Genomic DNA, 17189 nt, shown 5'->3' with positions numbered 1-17189 from the left:
ACTCCATGGAAGACCAACTGCGCACCGCTTTCGCCGACGCCCTCGGCACGACGCCGGACCAGATCACTGACGCGACAACCTACTCGGAGTTCCCGAACTGGGACTCGGTCGCGCACATGGCGCTGATCGCCGCGATCGAAGAGTCGTTCGACATCATGATCGACGCGGAAGACGTCATCGACATGAGCAGCTTCGCCAAGGCGAAGCAGATCGTGGCCAAGTACCTCTGACACCGCCAATGCAGGAACGCGTCGCCTTCGTCACCGGAGCTTCTCGCGGCATCGGCGCCGCCTGCGCCAGCGCGCTGGCGCAGGACGGCTACCGCCTGGTGCTGCATGCCAGCAAGCGGGAATCGCTCGACGCCCTGTTGGCGTCGCTCCCGCCCGAAACCAGCGCCAACGCGATGGTCGTCGCCTATGACATGGGCGACACCGCCAGCATCGGCAAGGCGTTCCAGGACGTGTTCAAGCAATGCCGTCGACTGGACGTGCTGGTCAACAACGCGGGCCTGATGGAGCCGGCCAAGCTGGGAATGATCTCGCACCAGGCGCTGGCGCGCACGCTGGACGTCAACCTCGCGGCGGCCATCCTGCACCTGCAGGGCGCGGCGAAGTTGATGAGCCGGAACGGTTGCGGCTCCATCGTCAACATGTCGTCGATCGTCGGCCGCTTCGGTTTCGAGGGTCAGGTGCCCTACACCGCCGCCAAGGCCGGCTTGATCGGCGCCACGCTCGCCGCGGCGAAGGAACTGGCGGCGCAACACATCCGCGTCAACGCGGTCGCGCCCGGCTACATCGATACCGACCTCAACCGCCAACATCACGAGGACGTCCACCGACAGAACCTCGCGCGGGTCCGGATGGGTCGCATGGGGACCGCCACAGAAGTCGCGGACCTCGTTCGTTTCCTGGCCTCCGATCGCTCGGCCTACATCACCGGCCAGGTGATCGGCGTCGACGGCGGGATGAGCCTATGAGCTACTGGACGCTGACGGCCCATGCCCCCGGCGACCTGGTGCTCGTCGACACCGACGGCACCCCGATCGATCGGGAGGCGTTGCTCGCGCGCGTGGGTGCGCATGAAGACCGGCTGGCGCGCTTCGGAAGCCGCAGCTTTGGCTTCTTGTCATGTGCCAATCGGGTCGAGGACATTGCCCTGATGCTGGCCTGTCTGCGGCTCGGCCATGTGCCGCTGCTGCTGGCCGCCGACATGCCCGCGGACCAGTTCAAGGCGCTCGTGGCGCACTATGGCCCCGACTGGATCGCCGGTCGCGACGGCCAGACCGGGCCGGTACCTTCGTCCGCGCGCACGGCTGCCCGCGTGACGCTGCATCCGGCACTGGGCCTGCTGCTCAGCACGTCCGGCAGTACCGGCAGCCCGCGGCTGGTGCGTCTTTCGCGGGAAGCGCTGCAGGCGAACGCGGCGTCGATCGCCGACTATCTGGCGCTGTCCCGCGACGAACGCGCGATCACCTCGTTGCCGATGAATTACTCGTACGGCTTGTCGGTGATCAACAGCCATCTGGCAGCCGGTGGGTCGCTGGTCCTCAACAACGACAGCGTCATCAGCCGTGAGTTCCTGCAACGCCTGCAGGACCATCGCGCGACCTCGCTGGCGGGCGTGCCTTACGTTTATCAGATGCTGGCCCGAACCGGCTTCTTCAAGCAGCCGGCCCCGTCGCTGCGCACGCTCACGCAGGCCGGCGGCAAGCTGGACGACCGGATGACCCGGCTGGTGGCCGAGGCGGCCGAGGCGGCCGGTCTGCGCTTCTTCGTGATGTACGGCCAGACCGAGGCTTGCGCGCGCATCAGCTACGTGCCGCCGGAGCGCTTGGGCACCAAGATCGGCTCGATCGGCATCGCGATTCCTGGCGGCGCGCTCAGCGTCGCGCCAGACAGCGGCGAGCTCGTCTATGAAGGTCCCAACGTGATGCTGGGTTACGCGGAACATCCCGCCGACCTCGCATTGGGCGATGAACTCGGCGGCCGGCTGGCCACGGGCGACCTCGGCCGCGTCGACGAGGACGGCTTCTTCTACATCACCGGCCGCCTGAAACGCTTCATCAAGGTCAGCGGCAACCGCATCGGCCTGGATGAGGTCGAGCAGGCCTTGCACATGCACCTGCAGGGCCCGGTCTCCGTCGGCGGCAAGGATGACGGCCTGGTCGTCTGGATCGAATCCGGCGACGCCGCGCAGATCGATAGCGCGCGCACCTACCTCCGCGACCAGTTCATGATCCACCACTCGATGGTCAAGCTGAGGCTCGTGGACCATCTGCCCCTCCTGCCAACCGGCAAGAAGGACTACAGCCCGTTGCTGAGCAGTCAATGACCCTTTCCGACACGCTCGCGCCCGGCCCGGCCCAGGGCCCGGCGCTTCCTCTGGACATCTCCCGCCCCTACGACTACCCCGAGGCGGTGAAGGGGCCCGCCCTGCTGGCCGCGATGAACGAACTCACCCGCTGGCATCGCGAGCGCGGCGCGCCGTATGCCGCGATGGTCGAGCGGCTCTTTCCCGCCGGGGACGCGGTCGCGCTGGACCAGGTGCCCTACCTGCCGGTGCGCCTGTTCAAGACCGCCGAACTGCGCAGCGTGCCGGAGCAGGACGTCATCAAGACGCTGACCTCGAGCGGCACGACCGGGCAGGCCGTCTCGCGCATCTACCTGGATCGAGAAACCTCGATCCGTCAGACCCGGGTGCTCAGCGCCATCATGGCGTCGTTCCTGGGCAAGAAGCGCTGGCCGATGGTGATCGTCGACTCCAGCGGCCTGCTCAGCGACCGCAAGCGCTTCAACGCCCGCGCCGCCGGCATCCTCGGTTTTTCGACCTACGGCCGCGACCACTTTCATTGCCTCGATGACGCGCTGTCGCTTGACGTCGCGGGCCTGCAAGCCTGGTTGGAACGTCACGCCGACACGCCGGTGCTGCTATTCGGTTTCACCTTCGTCATCTGGCAGGGTCTCTACCACAGCGCGCTGCGCCAGGGCGTGCGCCTGCGCTTCCCGAAAGGCAGCCTGCTGATCCATGGCGGCGGCTGGAAGCGGCTGCTGGACCAACAGGTGAACAACGACGAGTTCAAGGCCCGCCTGCATGAGCAGTTCGGCATCGATCACGTGCACAACTACTACGGCATGGTGGAGCAGGTCGGCTCGATCTTCATGGAGTGCGAGCACGGCCATCTGCACAGCCCCGCCTACGCCGACGTGATCATCCGCGACCCCCACACACTGCAACCGGTGCCGGACGGGATACCCGGCGTCATCCAGGTGCTCAGCGCGATCCCGCTGAGCTACCCCGGCCATTCACTGCTGACGGAGGACGTCGGCACCCGGCATGGCCGCGACGACTGCCCCTGCGGCCGGCAGGGCACCTATTTCTCGGTCCGCGGTCGTCTGCCGCAGGTCGAAATGCGCGGCTGCAGCGATACGCGGGTGATGGCATGAGCATCCGTTACATCCTCGGCGCCCAGGACGGCGCCCCCATCGCGCAAGTGCTGTCGTCGCTGCGGTCGCAGCCGGCCTGGCGCCCCTTCGACGAACGGGCCGTGGCTTTCGTGCGCCGCTTCTCGCAGAAGCTGCTGACCTCGGCGGGCATCCGGCAGCATCCGGAGCTCGCGGCGCTGGGTCACTGGTTCCGCGGCGCCAACCTGCAGACGCTCGCGGGCCAGTACGAGCTCGAGACGCCGCAGTTGCTCAAGCTCGGCCGCGGCCTGGCCTTCCACCTGGCGCCGAGCAACGTGGACTCGGTGTTCATGTACTCGTGGCTGCTGTCGCTGCTCGCGGGCAACGTGAACCTGGTGCGGGTCTCGCAGAAGGCGAGCGCCCCGCTCGACTTCCTGGTCGGCGCGCTGGCGCAGACGCTGGCCGAGGATGTCGGCGCACCGGTGCGCGAGCGCATCGTGCTGCTCACCTATCCTCACGACGAGCAGTTGACCCGCGGCATTTCCGAGGCCTGCCTGATTCGCGTGGTGTGGGGAGGCGACGCGACGGTGCGCGCGCTGCGCGCGATCCCGCTTCGACCGACGGCCATCGAGATCTGCTTCCCCGACCGCTTCTCGGCCTGCGCGATCCGGGCCTCGGCGGTGCTGGAAGCCGACGACGCCGCGCTGGCGCAGTTGGCGACGGCCTTCTACAACGACGCCTTCTGGTTCGCGCAGCAGGCTTGCTCATCGCCGAGATTGGTGGCCTGGGTCGGCGACGACGCCACCATCGACGCGGCCGCCGTGCGCTTCTGGGCGGCCCTGGACACCGAACTGGCTCGGCGGCAGCCGGAGAACTCCGAGGCCATGAACATGGCCCGCGTCGCGGCCAGCTTCGAGTACGCCGCCGCCCGCCTGGCCCGCCCCGCTGAACCTGGTGAGTTCCGTGGCGCGCATCCGATGCGCCTGCGCATGGAGACCCCGCTGGACGAGACCGCCAAGACCCTCCATTGCGGCAACGGCCTGTTCCTGGAGACGCGGCTGCCGCGCCTCGCGGCCCTCGCGCCGCAGCTCTCGGACAAGGAGCAGACGCTCGCGGTGCACGGCTTCCCCCGCGAGGAGCTCGTCGAGCTGGCCCTGGCGTTGCCGCCGCGCGCCGTCGACCGCTTCGCCAAGTTCGGCGAGGCCCTGTCGTTCGCGCCCGTCTGGGACGGCCAGGACCTCATCACCACCTTCAGCCGCAACGTGCTGCTGCCGACCGGCTGACCGATCCGCCGGCTCTCCGAAGACCCGCCTCATGCCCTGCTTCACCGTCGACTCCGCCGAACTCGAGTACCGCCGTACCCCCTGGGACGAGCGCGTCTTCGGACATCCCTGCGCGGAGATCACGCGCCTGGACGCGGCCGGCGCGGACGACGCCACGGTGGCCTCGCTGCTCGCCCGGTTCGACGACTGGGCCGTCCAGGAGGGAGTGCGCTTCGCCTATGGTCGCTTCACGCCCAGCGCTCAGGAGAAACGCACGCTGCACCAGGCGGGCTTCTATTTCGCCGAGGCGAGCTACCGCATTCGCCACACCCGCATCCAGTCCACCGAGGCGTTCGACCGCCTGATCCGTCCGGGGCCCGTGCTGGAGCCCGCGCGCGAGGAGGACTATCCCGCGCTGCAGGACATCCTCGCGGCGGACTTCCAGCACGGCCGCATCCACGAGGACCCCTGGGTGTCGAGCGAGGACGCGGCCCGGCGCTACCGGCTCTGGCTGCTCGACCTCGCGGCCCAGAAGCACGAGATCCTGACCTATCGTCTCAAGGGCGAGGTGATCGGCCTGCACGTGCAGCGCGCCACGGACACGGTGGCCGACCTGGTGCTGACCGGTGTCAAGCGCAGCCACGCACTGCTGGGCGTGCCCCTGTGGGCGGAGGCGCTCCGGCTGAACCGCCTGCGCGGCATCCGCGAGGCCCACACGCTGATCTCGGCCGCCAACGTGCCGATCCTCAATCTCTACCGCCGCTTCGAGTTCCAGTTCGAAGCGCTTCTCCTTGGCTTCCACAAGCGCTACTGACATGACGACGATCCCCTTCAACAAACCCTATCTCCATGGGCGCGAGCTGGTGTACATCGCGCAGGCGGTGGCATCCGGCAAGATCTCCGGCGACGGGCTGTTCACGAAGAAGTGCCATTCCTTCTTCGAGGAGCGCTACGGCTTCGCCAAGGCGCTGATGACCACCTCGTGCACCGATGCGCTGGAGATGTGCGCGCTGCTGCTGGACATCAAGGAAGGCGACGAAGTCATCGTCCCCTCGTTCACCTTCGTCTCCAGCGCCAACGCCTTCGTGTTGCGTGGCGCGAAGCTGGTCTTCGCCGACAGTGAGGCTGACAACCCCAACATCGATGCCGGGCAGTTGGAGGCGCTGATCACGCCGCGCACCCGCGCCATCGTGGTGGTGCATTACGCCGGTGTCGCATGCGACATGGACCGCATCGACGAGATCGCGCGCCGCCACGGCGTGACCGTGATCGAGGACGCCGCCCAGGCGATCGACGCGTTCTACAAGGGCCGGCCGCTGGGCGGCATCGGCGCGCTGTCGGCCTTCTCGTTCCACGAGACGAAGAACGTCATCGCCGGTGAAGGCGGCTTGCTGGCCATCAACGACGCGCGTTACACCGGCCGCGCGGAGATCATCCGGGAGAAGGGCACCAACCGCAGCTCGTTCTTCCGCGGCGAAGTCGACAAGTACGGCTGGGTGGACGTCGGATCGTCCTTCCTGCCGTCCGACATCATCTCGGCCTACCTGTTCGCCCAGCTGGAGAACCTGGACACCATCCAGGCGCGGCGCAAGGCCATCTGGCAACGCTACTGGGACCAGCTTGCGCCGATGCTGCCGGAGTACGGCATCACGCTGCCGACGATCCCGGATTACGCGACCAACAACGCCCACATGTTCTACCTGGTGTGCCGCGACCTGCCGCAGCGCACCGCGCTGATCGCCGCGCTGAAGGCGCAGGGCATCCATGCGGTGTTCCACTACCTGTCGCTGCACGACAGCCCCTACTTCCAGCAGAAGCATGATGGTCGCCCGCTGCCGAACAGCGATCGTTTCTCCAACTGCCTGCTGCGACTGCCGATGTTCTATGAGCTGAGCGACTCGGATGTCGACCGCATCTGCGAAACCATCGGGGCCCATCTGTCCGCGTCCTGACCCCCGGTGCGGTCCAGTCGAGGTGCTGGCCGCGATGCGTTCGAGTCTCCGTCACCCCGCCCGCCCAGCAGCAAGACCTCGGCGGCCCAGATCCGCCCTGAGCAGCAGCCTCCCAAGGCGCCACCGCGCGCGAGTTCTATGTCACTCCTGAAAGCCAGCGCTGTCTCCGCGATAGGTGCCGGCATCAAACTGCTGTTCGGCCTGCTGCTGATCAAGATCGTCGCCACCTTGCTCGGCCCCAGCGGCCTCGGCTTGATGGGACAGTTCATGTCCCTGACGACGATCCTGGTACTGCTGGCCGGCGGAGGCATCGCCACGGGCGTCGTCAAGTACGTGGCGGAGTACAAGGAGGCGCCCGCGCGCCTGCATGAGTTCCTGTCCGCCGCGCGCGGCTACTCGTTGATCGCCTCCTTGATCCTGTTGGCCATCGGTATCGCCGCGGCCCGGCCTCTGTCCTTGTGGATATTCAAGGAACCCGGATACGCCTTCATCGTCTATCTCTTGAGCGTCGCGCAACTGGGCATCGCCATCAACAGCTTCGCCCTGGCGGTCGTGGGCGGCTACAAGGACGTTGTCTCTTCCAACATCGTCAACACCACCGGCACATTGCTGGGCTTGCTGGCGCTGGCGCCGCTGATCTATCTATGGGGCAATACCGGCATGCTGATCGGTCTGGCGGTGCTGCCGGCCCTGCCCGCGCTGATTTCCCTGTGGATCGTCAGAAGGAAGTATCCGGAAGTCCTGCGCCGCAGCTTCAAGATCAACAAGACGGACGCTCGACACCTGTTCCGCTTCTCGTTGATGCTGGCGGCTTCGGCGACCACGATGCCTGTCGCCCAGATGCTCCTGCGTAGCCACCTGGCTGATCAGGCCGGCTGGACGCAGGTGGGCTATTGGCAGGCGACGATTCGACTCTCGGATGCCTACCTGCTGTTCGTGAACATGGTGTTGGCCGGGTACTACATGCCCAAGCTCTCTGAGCTGGGGCCGGGTCGGCAACAACTGCGCTACATGGTGGAGGCCATGAAGCGGCTGCTCCCCCTGGTTGCCGCCTGCATCGCAGCCATCTGGCTGCTCGGGTCGCCGCTGATCTCGCTGCTTTTCTCCGAGAAATTCCTGCCGGCTCGTGAGCTGTTGACCTATCAACTGATCGGTGACTTCTTCAAGATCGGCAGCTTCATCATGGGTTACGTGGTGGTCGCCAATGCCTGGCTGCGCTGGAGCATCCTGGGCGATATCGTCCAGGCCAGCCTGTTCTTCACCCTGGCATGGGTCCTGACGTCCCATTACCAGGCGCTCGGCGCGTCCATCGGCTACGCGGTCTGCTACATCGTCTACTTCACTGTGCTCTGCGCCCTGTTCTATCGCGCGTGGCGACGCCAGACCCATGAATAAGCGCATCCTGTTCATCAATCTGTACTTCGAGATGGGCGGCGTGGAGACACTCCTGCTCAGGCTCATCCGCGAGCTCAAGGCCAAGGGATTCGACGCCACGGTTCTGCTGTTGAGAAAAGCATACGATCCGGTGCTCCTCGCTCAGTTGCAGGAGCACGCCACGGTCGTCTTCCTGTCGGATATCGCCACGCCGATTCCGTCGCGGATGCGCAGTCGGCTGGGCGCAGAGTTCGACTACATCTTTGCGACGATCAATTACGCGCTGATCCTGGCGGCTCTGTTGCAGCAGTTCGTCTACAGGAAGGCGCATGTGCTCGCGGGGGTCTATCAGACCGAGCTTTTCTGCCCGCCGGTCATGGCGGGATTTCGTCATCACCAGGCCATTCGCCAGATCTTCCGGGACGGCGTGCCCGACCAGAACAAGGTGTTCGGCAACGACGCGGCCAAGGCCCATCACGAACGTTTGCTCGGCCGCTCCTTTTCGCAGGCGCCTGTCGTTCCGCTGATGATCGACATCGACAAGTACTTCCCCCCTAGCCGGGAGGCCGTGGATCGTCACAAGATCGTCTCCATCGGGCGGCTGTGCGACTTCAAGACCTACAACTTCACCATGCTGGAGGTCGTGAAGACGCTGCGGGCGCAGGGTCATCCGGTGACGTACCACATCTACGGCGATGGCCCGGACGAGGCTGCCCTGCGCGCGGCGATCTCGGAGCAGGGGCTCTCCGAGGCCGTCATTCTTCATGGCTCACTCGACTACGCCCGATTCAAGGAAGCAGTCAGCGATGCGCTGGTGTTCGTCGGCTCCGGCACCGCGGTCATGGAAGCCGCCGCCTGCGGAGTGCCCAGCATCGCGGCGATCGAATACGCCACGGCGGCGGAAACCTATGGCTTTCTCCATGAGATCCCCGGGACCAGCTTCTTCGAACCCCAACTGCCCTACCCGAAGAAGCCAATCGGGGATCTGATCGCCCAGCTCCTGGCCGCCAAGCCCGAGCAGTACAAGTACGTCGAGGAAGCGTCGATCAAGCGCATCCAGCCGTTCTCGCCCAAGAACGTCGTGGACGTCACCGCCAAGGCGCTGTTGCAATCCAGCGGCCGCCGGGTGAATGGGCTGCGATACGCCCTGCCCATGCTGGTCTGGCGTTTCCTGAGCAAGAAGTTTGGCGTGTAAGCAGCCGGAGGACCGCGTGTCAACTTCCGAAGCAATGAAGATTCCAGTGCCGCGCGTCCCCCCCAATGGCGCCGCGATCTTCCTCTGGTTCTGCGCCTTTGCCGCCCTCACGGGCGTGGGTTATGCCCTGGCCGCCATTGGAGAGACCGCCCTGGCCATCCGCCTGGTCTCGGCGTGTTATCTCGGCGGCTTCCTGCATTTGTACGGGCGGCGGAAGCAGAACTTCGGCTTCTTTCTGGTGATGGCCATCAGCTACGGACTTCTCTTCGGCATTCCGTGCGTCGCCTGGGTCCTGAGCAATCCGCTCAACGATGCCCCTCAGATCGACTTCCTGCTCGGGCTGTTGAGCATCGGCAATCTGTTGACGGTACTCAGCCACTGCGAGGGCGCCGACAAGCAGAAGGACGATCAGCCATTCACCTTCGAGCCGAACAAGGCTTTCAACTTCGTCTTCGCAGCCGTCGCTCTGGCACAGGCGTACAAACTTCGCGCGTACTTCGGCGTCCTGAGTTCAAGCGAGTACGGGCACCTGGCCATCTGGATCGACGGCGAGGCGCTGCTCAGCGCAGTCCCCACCTGGATTCGCGTCCTCAGCGGCGGCAGCCTGCTGACCGGCATCATCGGGATCGCGCTCTTCCGGAACCGGCCGCTCATGCAGATCGCGTGCCTGATCCTGATCATTTCCGACATCGTCATCGGCATTCGAAACAAAGGCTTTTTCGGCGTACTTGCCGCGATATACATCCTCTCGCTCTTCGAGCGTGACAAAGCCGCCACGGTGTTTCAGAAGATATCGTCGCCCCTCATGCTCGCGGCGGCCTTCCTGGCGCTCTCCATGGTGTCCTTCCTCCGGGAGGGCTTCGAGATTCCGCTGTCCGAGTATCTGCTGATCGTGCTCGATTCCCTGGCCTCCATCGTCAACGGCCTGCTGGCGGTGGCGTCGCAACCGCAATGCCTGAAGAACCTGGACGGCTCGCTGGTGTTCACGCAATTCTGGACGCTGATCGGCGTCGGCAGCGGGGCGCAACTGTCCGGCGAATTCAACTACTGCCTCACCGGCAATCCGAATCCGCTGACCAGCGTCAGTTCATCGCTCATCTTCGAAGTGCTGCTGATGAGCGGCCCGTTCTGGCCGCTGGCCGCCAGCCTCTATCTGATCGTGCTGTACGGCGTGCTTCGATTCCTCGAACGGCGCAAGACCATCGTCAGCCTGGCCCTGCTGTGCGCCCTGGCTCCCGCGTTCCTCTATACCCTGCGCGCGGAACTGCTGCAGCCGCTGGTATTCATCCTGAAAAGCCTGCCTTATCTCCTGCTGATCGGCCTGCTGGTGAAGCGGGCCTCCCAGGGAGATCCGGCGACCTCGTCGCCGCAGAACTGAAGCCACTCCGCCGAAGCCCACACGACTGAACTCTGGAATCCGATGCGAATTCTGATATTCAACTTCTTCTCCGGCGTCATGGAGAGAGGGATCCCCATCTATTGCAAGAACCTGCGTCAGGCGCTTGAAATGGATGGCCACCATGTCGTTGAACTGTGCTGCCCGGTGTGGGCGCGGCGTCTTCCGAAGGGAGCGCAGAACGTCCTGTTCATGCTGTACGAGCAGTTCCTGATGCCCGTGCTGGCCCTCTTTCATTCGCGCGCCGTATACCCCTACAACACCGCGTCCGTCCTGGGCAGCCTGCATCCGGGATCGCTGCTGATCGTTCACGATTTCATTCCCAATCGAAAAGGGGACAAATCGAAGGTCGCGCGTTACGTCCGCTTCACCCAATGCGTGCATGCGGCGCTCGGTCGCGACGTCGCCTGCGTCTCGACGGCCACCTACCGCGTGGCGCAGAAGCTCAAGGCGTTCTCCAAGTCACGACGAATGGTGCTGCCCAACGGCTTTTGGACCTTCCGTGCCGCCATCAAGGGCCTGAGCTTCCCTCAAGGCGACCAGGTCCTGCTCTGCACCGGCGTGGGCCAGAACAAGGACCTGCGCGGCGCTCTGGATCTATACGCGTCGTTCCTGGCCAACCGGCGCATCCCCGTGGCGCTGCTGGGTTTGGCCGGTGATACGGCCATCACGCAACGCTGGCTCGCGGAGCACCCGGACATCGATCCGACGTTGATCCGCGTCCTGCCTCGGCTGACCGACCGCGAGGTCGTGGAGGCCTACATGCGCTCCCGTTGGGTATGGGTGCATTCGCGCAACGAGGGCTACGGGCGCTCGATCGCGGAGGCCAAATGCTGCGCCAAGTACACGATCGCCACCAATATCCCGCCTTTCCGCGACCAAAAGGACCACACGGTCCAGCTGTACGGCGACAGCCAGAGTTTTGCGCAGGCCGTCCATGTCATCGAGGGCATCGACAGATCAGCGCTACCGCCCCAGGAACCGGCCGAAGACAAGTTGCTGGCAAGGAATCTCCGTCAATGGTTGAAGGCAGGCCTCTGAATGCTGCGCCCCCGTCTGCTCATTCTCACGCCTCGTTATCCCTATCCGGTCATCGGTGGAGACAGGCTGCGCATCTTCTTCATCTGCAAGGTGTTGTCCGCGCATTTCCGTCTCACCCTGCTCAGCCTGTGCGAGAGCGAAGCCGAGATGACCTCGGCGCTGCCGATGGACGGTGTTTTCGATCGCATCGAGCGCGTCTACCTGCCCAAGTGGCGCTCACGTCTGAACACGCTGCTGGCGCTGCCCACACGAACCCCGCTGCAGAACGCCTACTACCGGTCCGCCGAGTTCCGCGGGCGCATCAAGTCATTGGCGCCGGAGCATGACGGCGTGTTGGCGCACTTGATCCGCACGGGGGACGCGATTCGCGATCTACCGCAGCCCAAGTTTCTCGAGATGACCGATGCCATCTCGTTGAACTACGCCCGCGTCGGCCGTGAGCGGCGCGCTTCGCTGGACCTGCGCTCGCAGGTCTATCGCATCGAAAGCGAGCGCCTGGAGGCCTACGAACGGGCCGTCGTCGATGACTTCGACCACTCGTTCCTGGTCTCCGCGATCGACCGCGAATTCCTGTTCGGCAACGATGCCGGTCGCCTGGCCCGGGTCACAGTGGTTTCCAACGGCGTCGATCTGTCGAGCCTGCCCTACGACTTCTCGCCCGTCACAGGCGATCTGGTGTTCATCGGCAACATGACCACCTTGCAGAATCTCGACGCCGTGCAGTACATGGCGCGCGAGATTCTGCCCCTGATCCGGCGCGACAGGCCGGAGGTACGCCTGCGCGTGATCGGTCGCATCGGCCCGAATGAACGCACGCAACTGGAGCACATCGACGGGGTCGTCGTCACCGGCCAGGTGGACAGCGTGGCGGTCGCGGCACACGGCGGCGCCATCGGCGTCTGTCCGATGCGCCTTGGCGCAGGAGTGCAGAACAAGGTGCTCGAATACATGGCCCTGGGACTTCCCACCGTGTCCACCTCGATCGGCCTGGAAGGATTCCACGCAAGAGACGGCGTCGAGCTCGCCGTCGCGGACGACCCTTCCTCATTTGCCGCACGCGTGCTCCGGCTGCTCGACGATCGAGCCGCGGCGAGCCGGATGGCCCAGGCGGCGCGCGCCCACGTGGAATCCCATCACAGCTGGGAAGCCATGCTGCAACCGATGGTGGATGTCATCGCGAGGCGCTTGGGAATGCCTCAAGCACACCCCTTGAGCGCACCTTGAACGCGTACTGAGCGCTCCGAACCTCCGCCGTCGTCCTCGTCAACCGGCGCCGCGGGTCGTTCGACAGGGCGCGCGCCCCGGCCATCGGCTGAGCGCGCCGTCTTCAGCGAGGCTTCAGGACGAACAGCGGCACGCGGTCCGTCGCGAATGCCTCGCGGTTGAACCTCTCGCTGAACGGCGGCGCGTGATCGCCGACGACGACGAGGAACGGCGTCGCAGCGGACGCAGCCAGCAGCGATTCCAACCGGGCCAACAGATCGCCCAGCTGACGCGTCAACTGGCAGGCTTCGAGCGGCGTCGACGAGGCGGAACATGCCTTCAGAAGATCGACGGGCAGCGGCGGCAACCGCTTGAGATCCAGCGGCAGGTGCGTGTCCAGCGTGAGGGCGTACACGAATCGGCGCGGCTCCTGCGCTTGCTTCACGGCCTGTGCCAGCACGTCGACATCGCAGACGCCCGGGAAGGCCGGATTGCAGTTCATGGACTTCGGCGCGTCCCCCTCCAACCAGTTCCAGGGACGCAGTCCGACTCGCGGCCACCAGGTCGATCGATCGAACATGCGCAAGCCGAAGCCATGGATGCCAATGCTGCTCATCCCCTGCGCCGCCTGTTGACGCGGCAGGCAACCCGCGGCGAGCTCATCATCCAGGCGCGAATAGTGAACATGCAGTCCGCACAAGGTGCGGAGCTCGCCGAAGGTCGTCGAGCCGCTGAACGCCTCTTCCGAAAACTGCATCTCCCATCGAGCCGCCAGCCTCGACGTCATCAACCGGCCCTGGAGCCAGCCACGCAGCGCCGGATCGCGCGGCAGTCCCATCGATTCGACCAGGACCAGCAGGGAGGTCCGTCCGGGGTGCTCGGCCTGCCAGGTCTGCAAGGCCCGGTATGTGACCGGGTTCGTGATCCGGGCACCCGGCCCGGCAGCCTGCAGGCTCTGACGCTCCGAGGCCCAGACATTCCAGGCTGGACTGCCCGCGAAGTTCAAGCTGACGGCGCGCTTGTCCTTGTCCAGGCCGAACAGGTGAAAGGACCCGTTGGCAATGTCACACCCCGCCGCGAGCACCGCGAGCGCCAGCAGCGGCAGCGCGAGCTGGCGCGATCGCCGTGTCAGCCTCAGAACCAGCCACAGGCACACCAGGGCGCCTGCGAGGGCCCCCAGAAGAGACCTGGAGAACAGGGCCGGCAGGTTCAGCATGTCGGCGAAGCGCGCCGCATCGACGAAGTCGACCGTCGACATGAAGTGATAGTTCTTGGCGGCCGAGCGCGCGCCGTCCGCGGCCCAGGCCAACACCAGCACGATCGCGCCGCCCAGGGACGAGACGCAGGCGATGGCGGCGCCGAGCAGCAGATCGAGGTTGAACAGCGGGCGCTCCTCGGCGCGCGGTGCCTGGAAGATCCAGGCGCTCAACCACGACGGCGCGTGCAGCGCCAGAACGATCACGATGAAGCGAGCCGCCAGCGCGGCCCTGGAGGCTGCTCGATTGACATGCTGCGCGGCAGGCGATCGAGCAGTCCGGAAGATAAAACTCATGAAGAACCGACCTTGAAGGAGTGCGCGCACTGGAGAGAGGACAGCGTGTAGACGCCGTCGACACGACGCATCGCCTCGGCCCAGGCGGTGCAATCGTGAACAGGATGGGCCAGCACCACCGCGCCGGCGGGTCTCACCGAGAGGGCGGGCAGCCGATCGAGCGGAACCGCGAGGGCTGCGACACCGAGCCGACCGGCCTGCAGGGCGACATGATCGACGCTCCGGCGGACGCGATACGTGGTCAGGACCGGGCCGGGCAGATCCGCTTTGGATTGCCATCGGTTGAACAACGAGAAGTCCTGGGGTTGGTAGAGCTGGAACACGACACGTCGCGCATCGGCGGTTCCCTTGATGCGGTTCACGACGTATTCCCCGGCCGCCTCGAAGTCGCTCTTGAGGTCGAGCAGGATCCATGCATCGCCTGGCACGGTGGTCAGCAGTGTCTCGAAGGTGCAGCCGTCCTTCACGAGATCACCTTGAGGGCCTGGATCGTGTTGGCAGCGCAGTTCGCCATCCTCCATCACCAGATCGACCTCCAGGACACGCAGGCCCGCTCGGTAGGCCCGACGTGCCGCCCCCAGCGTGTTGGCGGTGGGCAGGTCGGACTCCCCCAGCGCATGCGCGATGCGCACCGGCGCGCCAGCGGCCGCCAGCCAGGCGTAGTCCTGGTTCGGCCGCAAGGGCTCCACGCCTGACCAATCCTCGGAGCCGCGCACGCGCGCCCAGGTGTCCGTCCCGCGCTCGCCAAGCACGGCCGAATCGACCCGGTGCAGCCATTGCCGCCCGCAGCTCGTCGCCAGAAACCCCACCGTGGCGAGCAGGGCCACGCCCACGAAACCGATGACGGCGCGGCCTCGCGCGCCCTGCCTGCCCACAGGTGTTCGATCGCGATTCAAGGCGCCGTTCCCGTCGGCGTGCCGTCCCCGGCGAGCGGGCGCTCCGGTTGCCCATATTCGAGCACCCAGCGTTTGAGCGCCGTCACGACCGACTCCCGCGTGTCAGGCAAGTGATCTTGAAGCGTGGTCAACCACTGCGAAAGTTCGCCGTCGACGTTGGCCTGCGCCAGCCTCGCGATACGCACCCGCGCAATCCGCGTCTGCACCGTCTTGTCGGAGTCGGCAATCAGTTCCTCGTAGAGTTTTTCACCGGGCCGCAGTCCGGTGAACCGGATGCCGATCTCCTCCTCCGCGCGCCCCGCCATCCGAATCATCGTCTTCGCCAGCTCCACGATCCTCACCGGATCGCCCATGTCCAGCACCAGCACCTGCCCGCTCTCGCCGATCGCGCCCGCTTGCAGCACGAGCCGCGCCGCCTCGGGAATCGTCATGAAATAGCGAATGATGTCCGGATGCGTCACCGTCACCGGCCCGCCCTTGGCGATCTGCTCCTTGAACTTCGGAATCACGCTCCCGCTTGATCCGAGCACATTGCCGAAGCGGACGGCCATGAACTTGGTGACATGCCCCTGCCCCGCCATATGACTGATGACCAGTTCTGCGGCCCGCTTCGTCGCCCCCATCACATTCGTCGGATTCACCGCCTTGTCCGTCGAGATCAGCACGAAGCGCTCGACGTCGTTCTCAGCGGCGGCAAGACAGGCCTGATACGTCCCCAACGTGTTGTTCCGGAGCGCCGCCCACGCGTTCTCCTCCTCCATCAACGGCACATGCTTGTAAGCCGCCGCATGGAACACGATCTGCGGCCGGTACTTCCCGAACACGAACCGCAGATGCTCCAGATCCTTCACATCCCCGATCAGCCTCACCAGCGGAATATGCGGAAACGCCTCGCTCAGCTCCTGCTCGATCCGGTACAGCGCGAACTCGCTCAGCTCATACAGCACGATGCGTGACGGCCCGTACCGCGCCACCTGCCGGCACAGCTCCGACCCGATCGACCCGCCGGCCCCGGTGATCAGCACCACCTTCCCGCCGATGCACTCGCTGATGCCGCCCTCGTCGAGTTCGACCGGCTCGCGCCCCAGCAGGTCCTCCGGCTCGATGTCCCGCACCTGATTCACCGCCCGGCCCGCCAGCAACTCCTGGCTGCTCGGCACCGTCAGCACTGCCAGCCCGGTCTTCCCGGCCAGGTCCAGCGCGCGACGCCGCTCCACCGTCGTCGCCGCGGGCATCGCCACGATCACATGCGTGATCCCATGCATGTCCGCCTGCCGCGTCGCATCCTCCAGCGTGCCGATCACCGGCACCCCGGCCACCCGCGCGCCGCGCTTCTCCGGCGCGTCGTCCAGGTACCCAACCACCACCCAGCCCTGCTGGTGCTGGATCCCGGCCACCAGCAGCCGCCCGGCGTCGCCCGCGCCCATCACCAGCGCGCGGCGCTGCTCCAGCGCGCTGCCGCTGATGCGGCTGCGCATGTGCTCGTAGAGCATCCGATAGGCCATGCGCATCATCGCCAGCGCCATCAGCGTGAAGACCGGATGCAGCGCCAGCACCGCGCGCGGTACCGCCGTCAGTTGTGCCATCAGCACCGCCACCGCCGCGATCAGGCCCGACACGATGCACACCGCCGCCAGCCGCTTCACCTCGCCGAAGCCGCTGAAGCGCCACATCCCCTTGGGCACGCGGAACAGCTTCAGCACCGCCGCATAGGCCACCACCACGGCCAGCATCACCCAATGGTCGTACGCGGGCCGCGCGCTGAACCAGCGCTCGAAGCCCAGTCGGAACAGGTAGGTCGCCTGCCACGCCAGCGCCACGGCCACCATGTCCAGCGCCAATGCCAGCGCCTCGCGGTACGGGCGAATGCGCGTCAGGAAGGCATCCAGGGACAACCAGTTCATCGCGTTCTTCTCT

At 65.8% G+C, this 17189-nt stretch carries 15 protein-coding genes; 12 read left to right on the top strand and 3 right to left on the bottom strand.

The window, feature by feature from the left end; translation table 11 throughout:
• Positions 1 to 5 precede the first annotated feature (5 nt).
• The 12 genes from CDN99_RS18085 (at position 6) to CDN99_RS18030 (ending at position 12845) form a co-directional block, all read left to right on the top strand.
• Positions 6 to 230 carry an acyl carrier protein gene (locus CDN99_RS18085; RefSeq protein ID WP_088386292.1) on the top strand — a complete coding sequence of 75 codons (225 nt, stop codon included), beginning with the start codon at positions 6 to 8 and terminating at the stop codon, positions 228 to 230.
• Between the two features lie 8 nt (positions 231 to 238).
• Positions 239 to 976, top strand: coding sequence for an SDR family NAD(P)-dependent oxidoreductase (locus tag CDN99_RS18080; protein WP_088386291.1), 738 nt, complete (start codon positions 239 to 241; stop codon positions 974 to 976).
• Positions 973 to 2331, top strand: a complete 1359-nt coding sequence (locus CDN99_RS18075; RefSeq protein ID WP_088386290.1) for an AMP-binding protein — start codon at positions 973 to 975, stop codon at positions 2329 to 2331. Before CDN99_RS18080 ends, CDN99_RS18075 begins: the two co-directional genes overlap by 4 nt.
• Positions 2328 to 3443: a LuxE/PaaK family acyltransferase gene (locus CDN99_RS18070; RefSeq protein ID WP_088386289.1), complete on the top strand. Its 1116-nt coding sequence runs from the start codon at positions 2328 to 2330 to the stop codon at positions 3441 to 3443. The genes CDN99_RS18075 and CDN99_RS18070 overlap by 4 nt, the downstream gene beginning before the upstream one ends.
• Positions 3440 to 4684, top strand: coding sequence for an acyl-CoA reductase (locus tag CDN99_RS18065; RefSeq protein ID WP_088386288.1), 1245 nt, complete (start codon positions 3440 to 3442; stop codon positions 4682 to 4684). Before CDN99_RS18070 ends, CDN99_RS18065 begins: the two co-directional genes overlap by 4 nt.
• Before the next feature lie 31 nt (positions 4685 to 4715).
• The gene (locus CDN99_RS18060; protein ID WP_088386287.1) at positions 4716 to 5477 is read left to right on the top strand and encodes a hypothetical protein; all 762 of its coding nucleotides are present in this window, start codon (positions 4716 to 4718) and stop codon (positions 5475 to 5477) included.
• A gap of 1 nt (position 5478) precedes the next feature.
• Positions 5479 to 6615, top strand: a complete 1137-nt coding sequence (rffA, locus tag CDN99_RS18055; protein WP_088386286.1) for a dTDP-4-amino-4,6-dideoxygalactose transaminase — start codon at positions 5479 to 5481, stop codon at positions 6613 to 6615.
• A gap of 138 nt (positions 6616 to 6753) precedes the next feature.
• Positions 6754 to 8010 (top strand): O-antigen translocase, encoded by a 1257-nt coding sequence (locus CDN99_RS18050; RefSeq protein ID WP_088386285.1) that lies wholly within the window; start codon positions 6754 to 6756, stop codon positions 8008 to 8010.
• Positions 8003 to 9184 (top strand): glycosyltransferase, encoded by a 1182-nt coding sequence (locus CDN99_RS18045; protein ID WP_088386284.1) that lies wholly within the window; start codon positions 8003 to 8005, stop codon positions 9182 to 9184. The genes CDN99_RS18050 and CDN99_RS18045 overlap by 8 nt, the downstream gene beginning before the upstream one ends.
• A 16-nt stretch (positions 9185 to 9200) precedes the next feature.
• The gene (locus CDN99_RS18040) at positions 9201 to 10562 is read left to right on the top strand and encodes a hypothetical protein (protein WP_141100855.1); all 1362 of its coding nucleotides are present in this window, start codon (positions 9201 to 9203) and stop codon (positions 10560 to 10562) included.
• Between the two features lie 42 nt (positions 10563 to 10604).
• Positions 10605 to 11621, top strand: coding sequence for a glycosyltransferase (locus CDN99_RS18035; RefSeq protein WP_141100854.1), 1017 nt, complete (start codon positions 10605 to 10607; stop codon positions 11619 to 11621).
• Positions 11622 to 12845: a glycosyltransferase gene (locus tag CDN99_RS18030; protein WP_088386281.1), complete on the top strand. Its 1224-nt coding sequence runs from the start codon at positions 11622 to 11624 to the stop codon at positions 12843 to 12845.
• 103 nt (positions 12846 to 12948) lie between these two features.
• On the opposite strand, the gene CDN99_RS18025 is transcribed toward CDN99_RS18030, so the two are convergent.
• Genes CDN99_RS18025 through CDN99_RS18015 form a run of 3 tightly spaced genes read right to left on the bottom strand, consistent with a single transcriptional unit; the run spans position 12949 to position 17176 of the window.
• Positions 12949 to 14469 carry an alkaline phosphatase family protein gene (locus tag CDN99_RS18025; RefSeq protein WP_158218879.1) on the bottom strand — a complete coding sequence of 507 codons (1521 nt, stop codon included), beginning with the start codon at positions 14467 to 14469 and terminating at the stop codon, positions 12949 to 12951.
• Positions 14373 to 15272, bottom strand: coding sequence for a PI-PLC domain-containing protein (locus tag CDN99_RS18020; protein ID WP_141100852.1), 900 nt, complete (start codon positions 15270 to 15272; stop codon positions 14373 to 14375). The genes CDN99_RS18025 and CDN99_RS18020 overlap by 97 nt, the downstream gene beginning before the upstream one ends.
• Positions 15269 to 17176, bottom strand: coding sequence for a polysaccharide biosynthesis protein (locus CDN99_RS18015; RefSeq protein ID WP_088386436.1), 1908 nt, complete (start codon positions 17174 to 17176; stop codon positions 15269 to 15271). The genes CDN99_RS18020 and CDN99_RS18015 overlap by 4 nt, the downstream gene beginning before the upstream one ends.
• Between the last annotated feature and the right edge of the window lie 13 nt (positions 17177 to 17189).

Source organism: Roseateles aquatilis, assembly GCF_002205645.1.
GTDB classification, from domain to species: Bacteria; Pseudomonadota; Gammaproteobacteria; order Burkholderiales; family Burkholderiaceae_C; genus Roseateles; species Roseateles aquatilis.
This window is presented reverse-complemented; position numbering and strand designations above follow the sequence as displayed.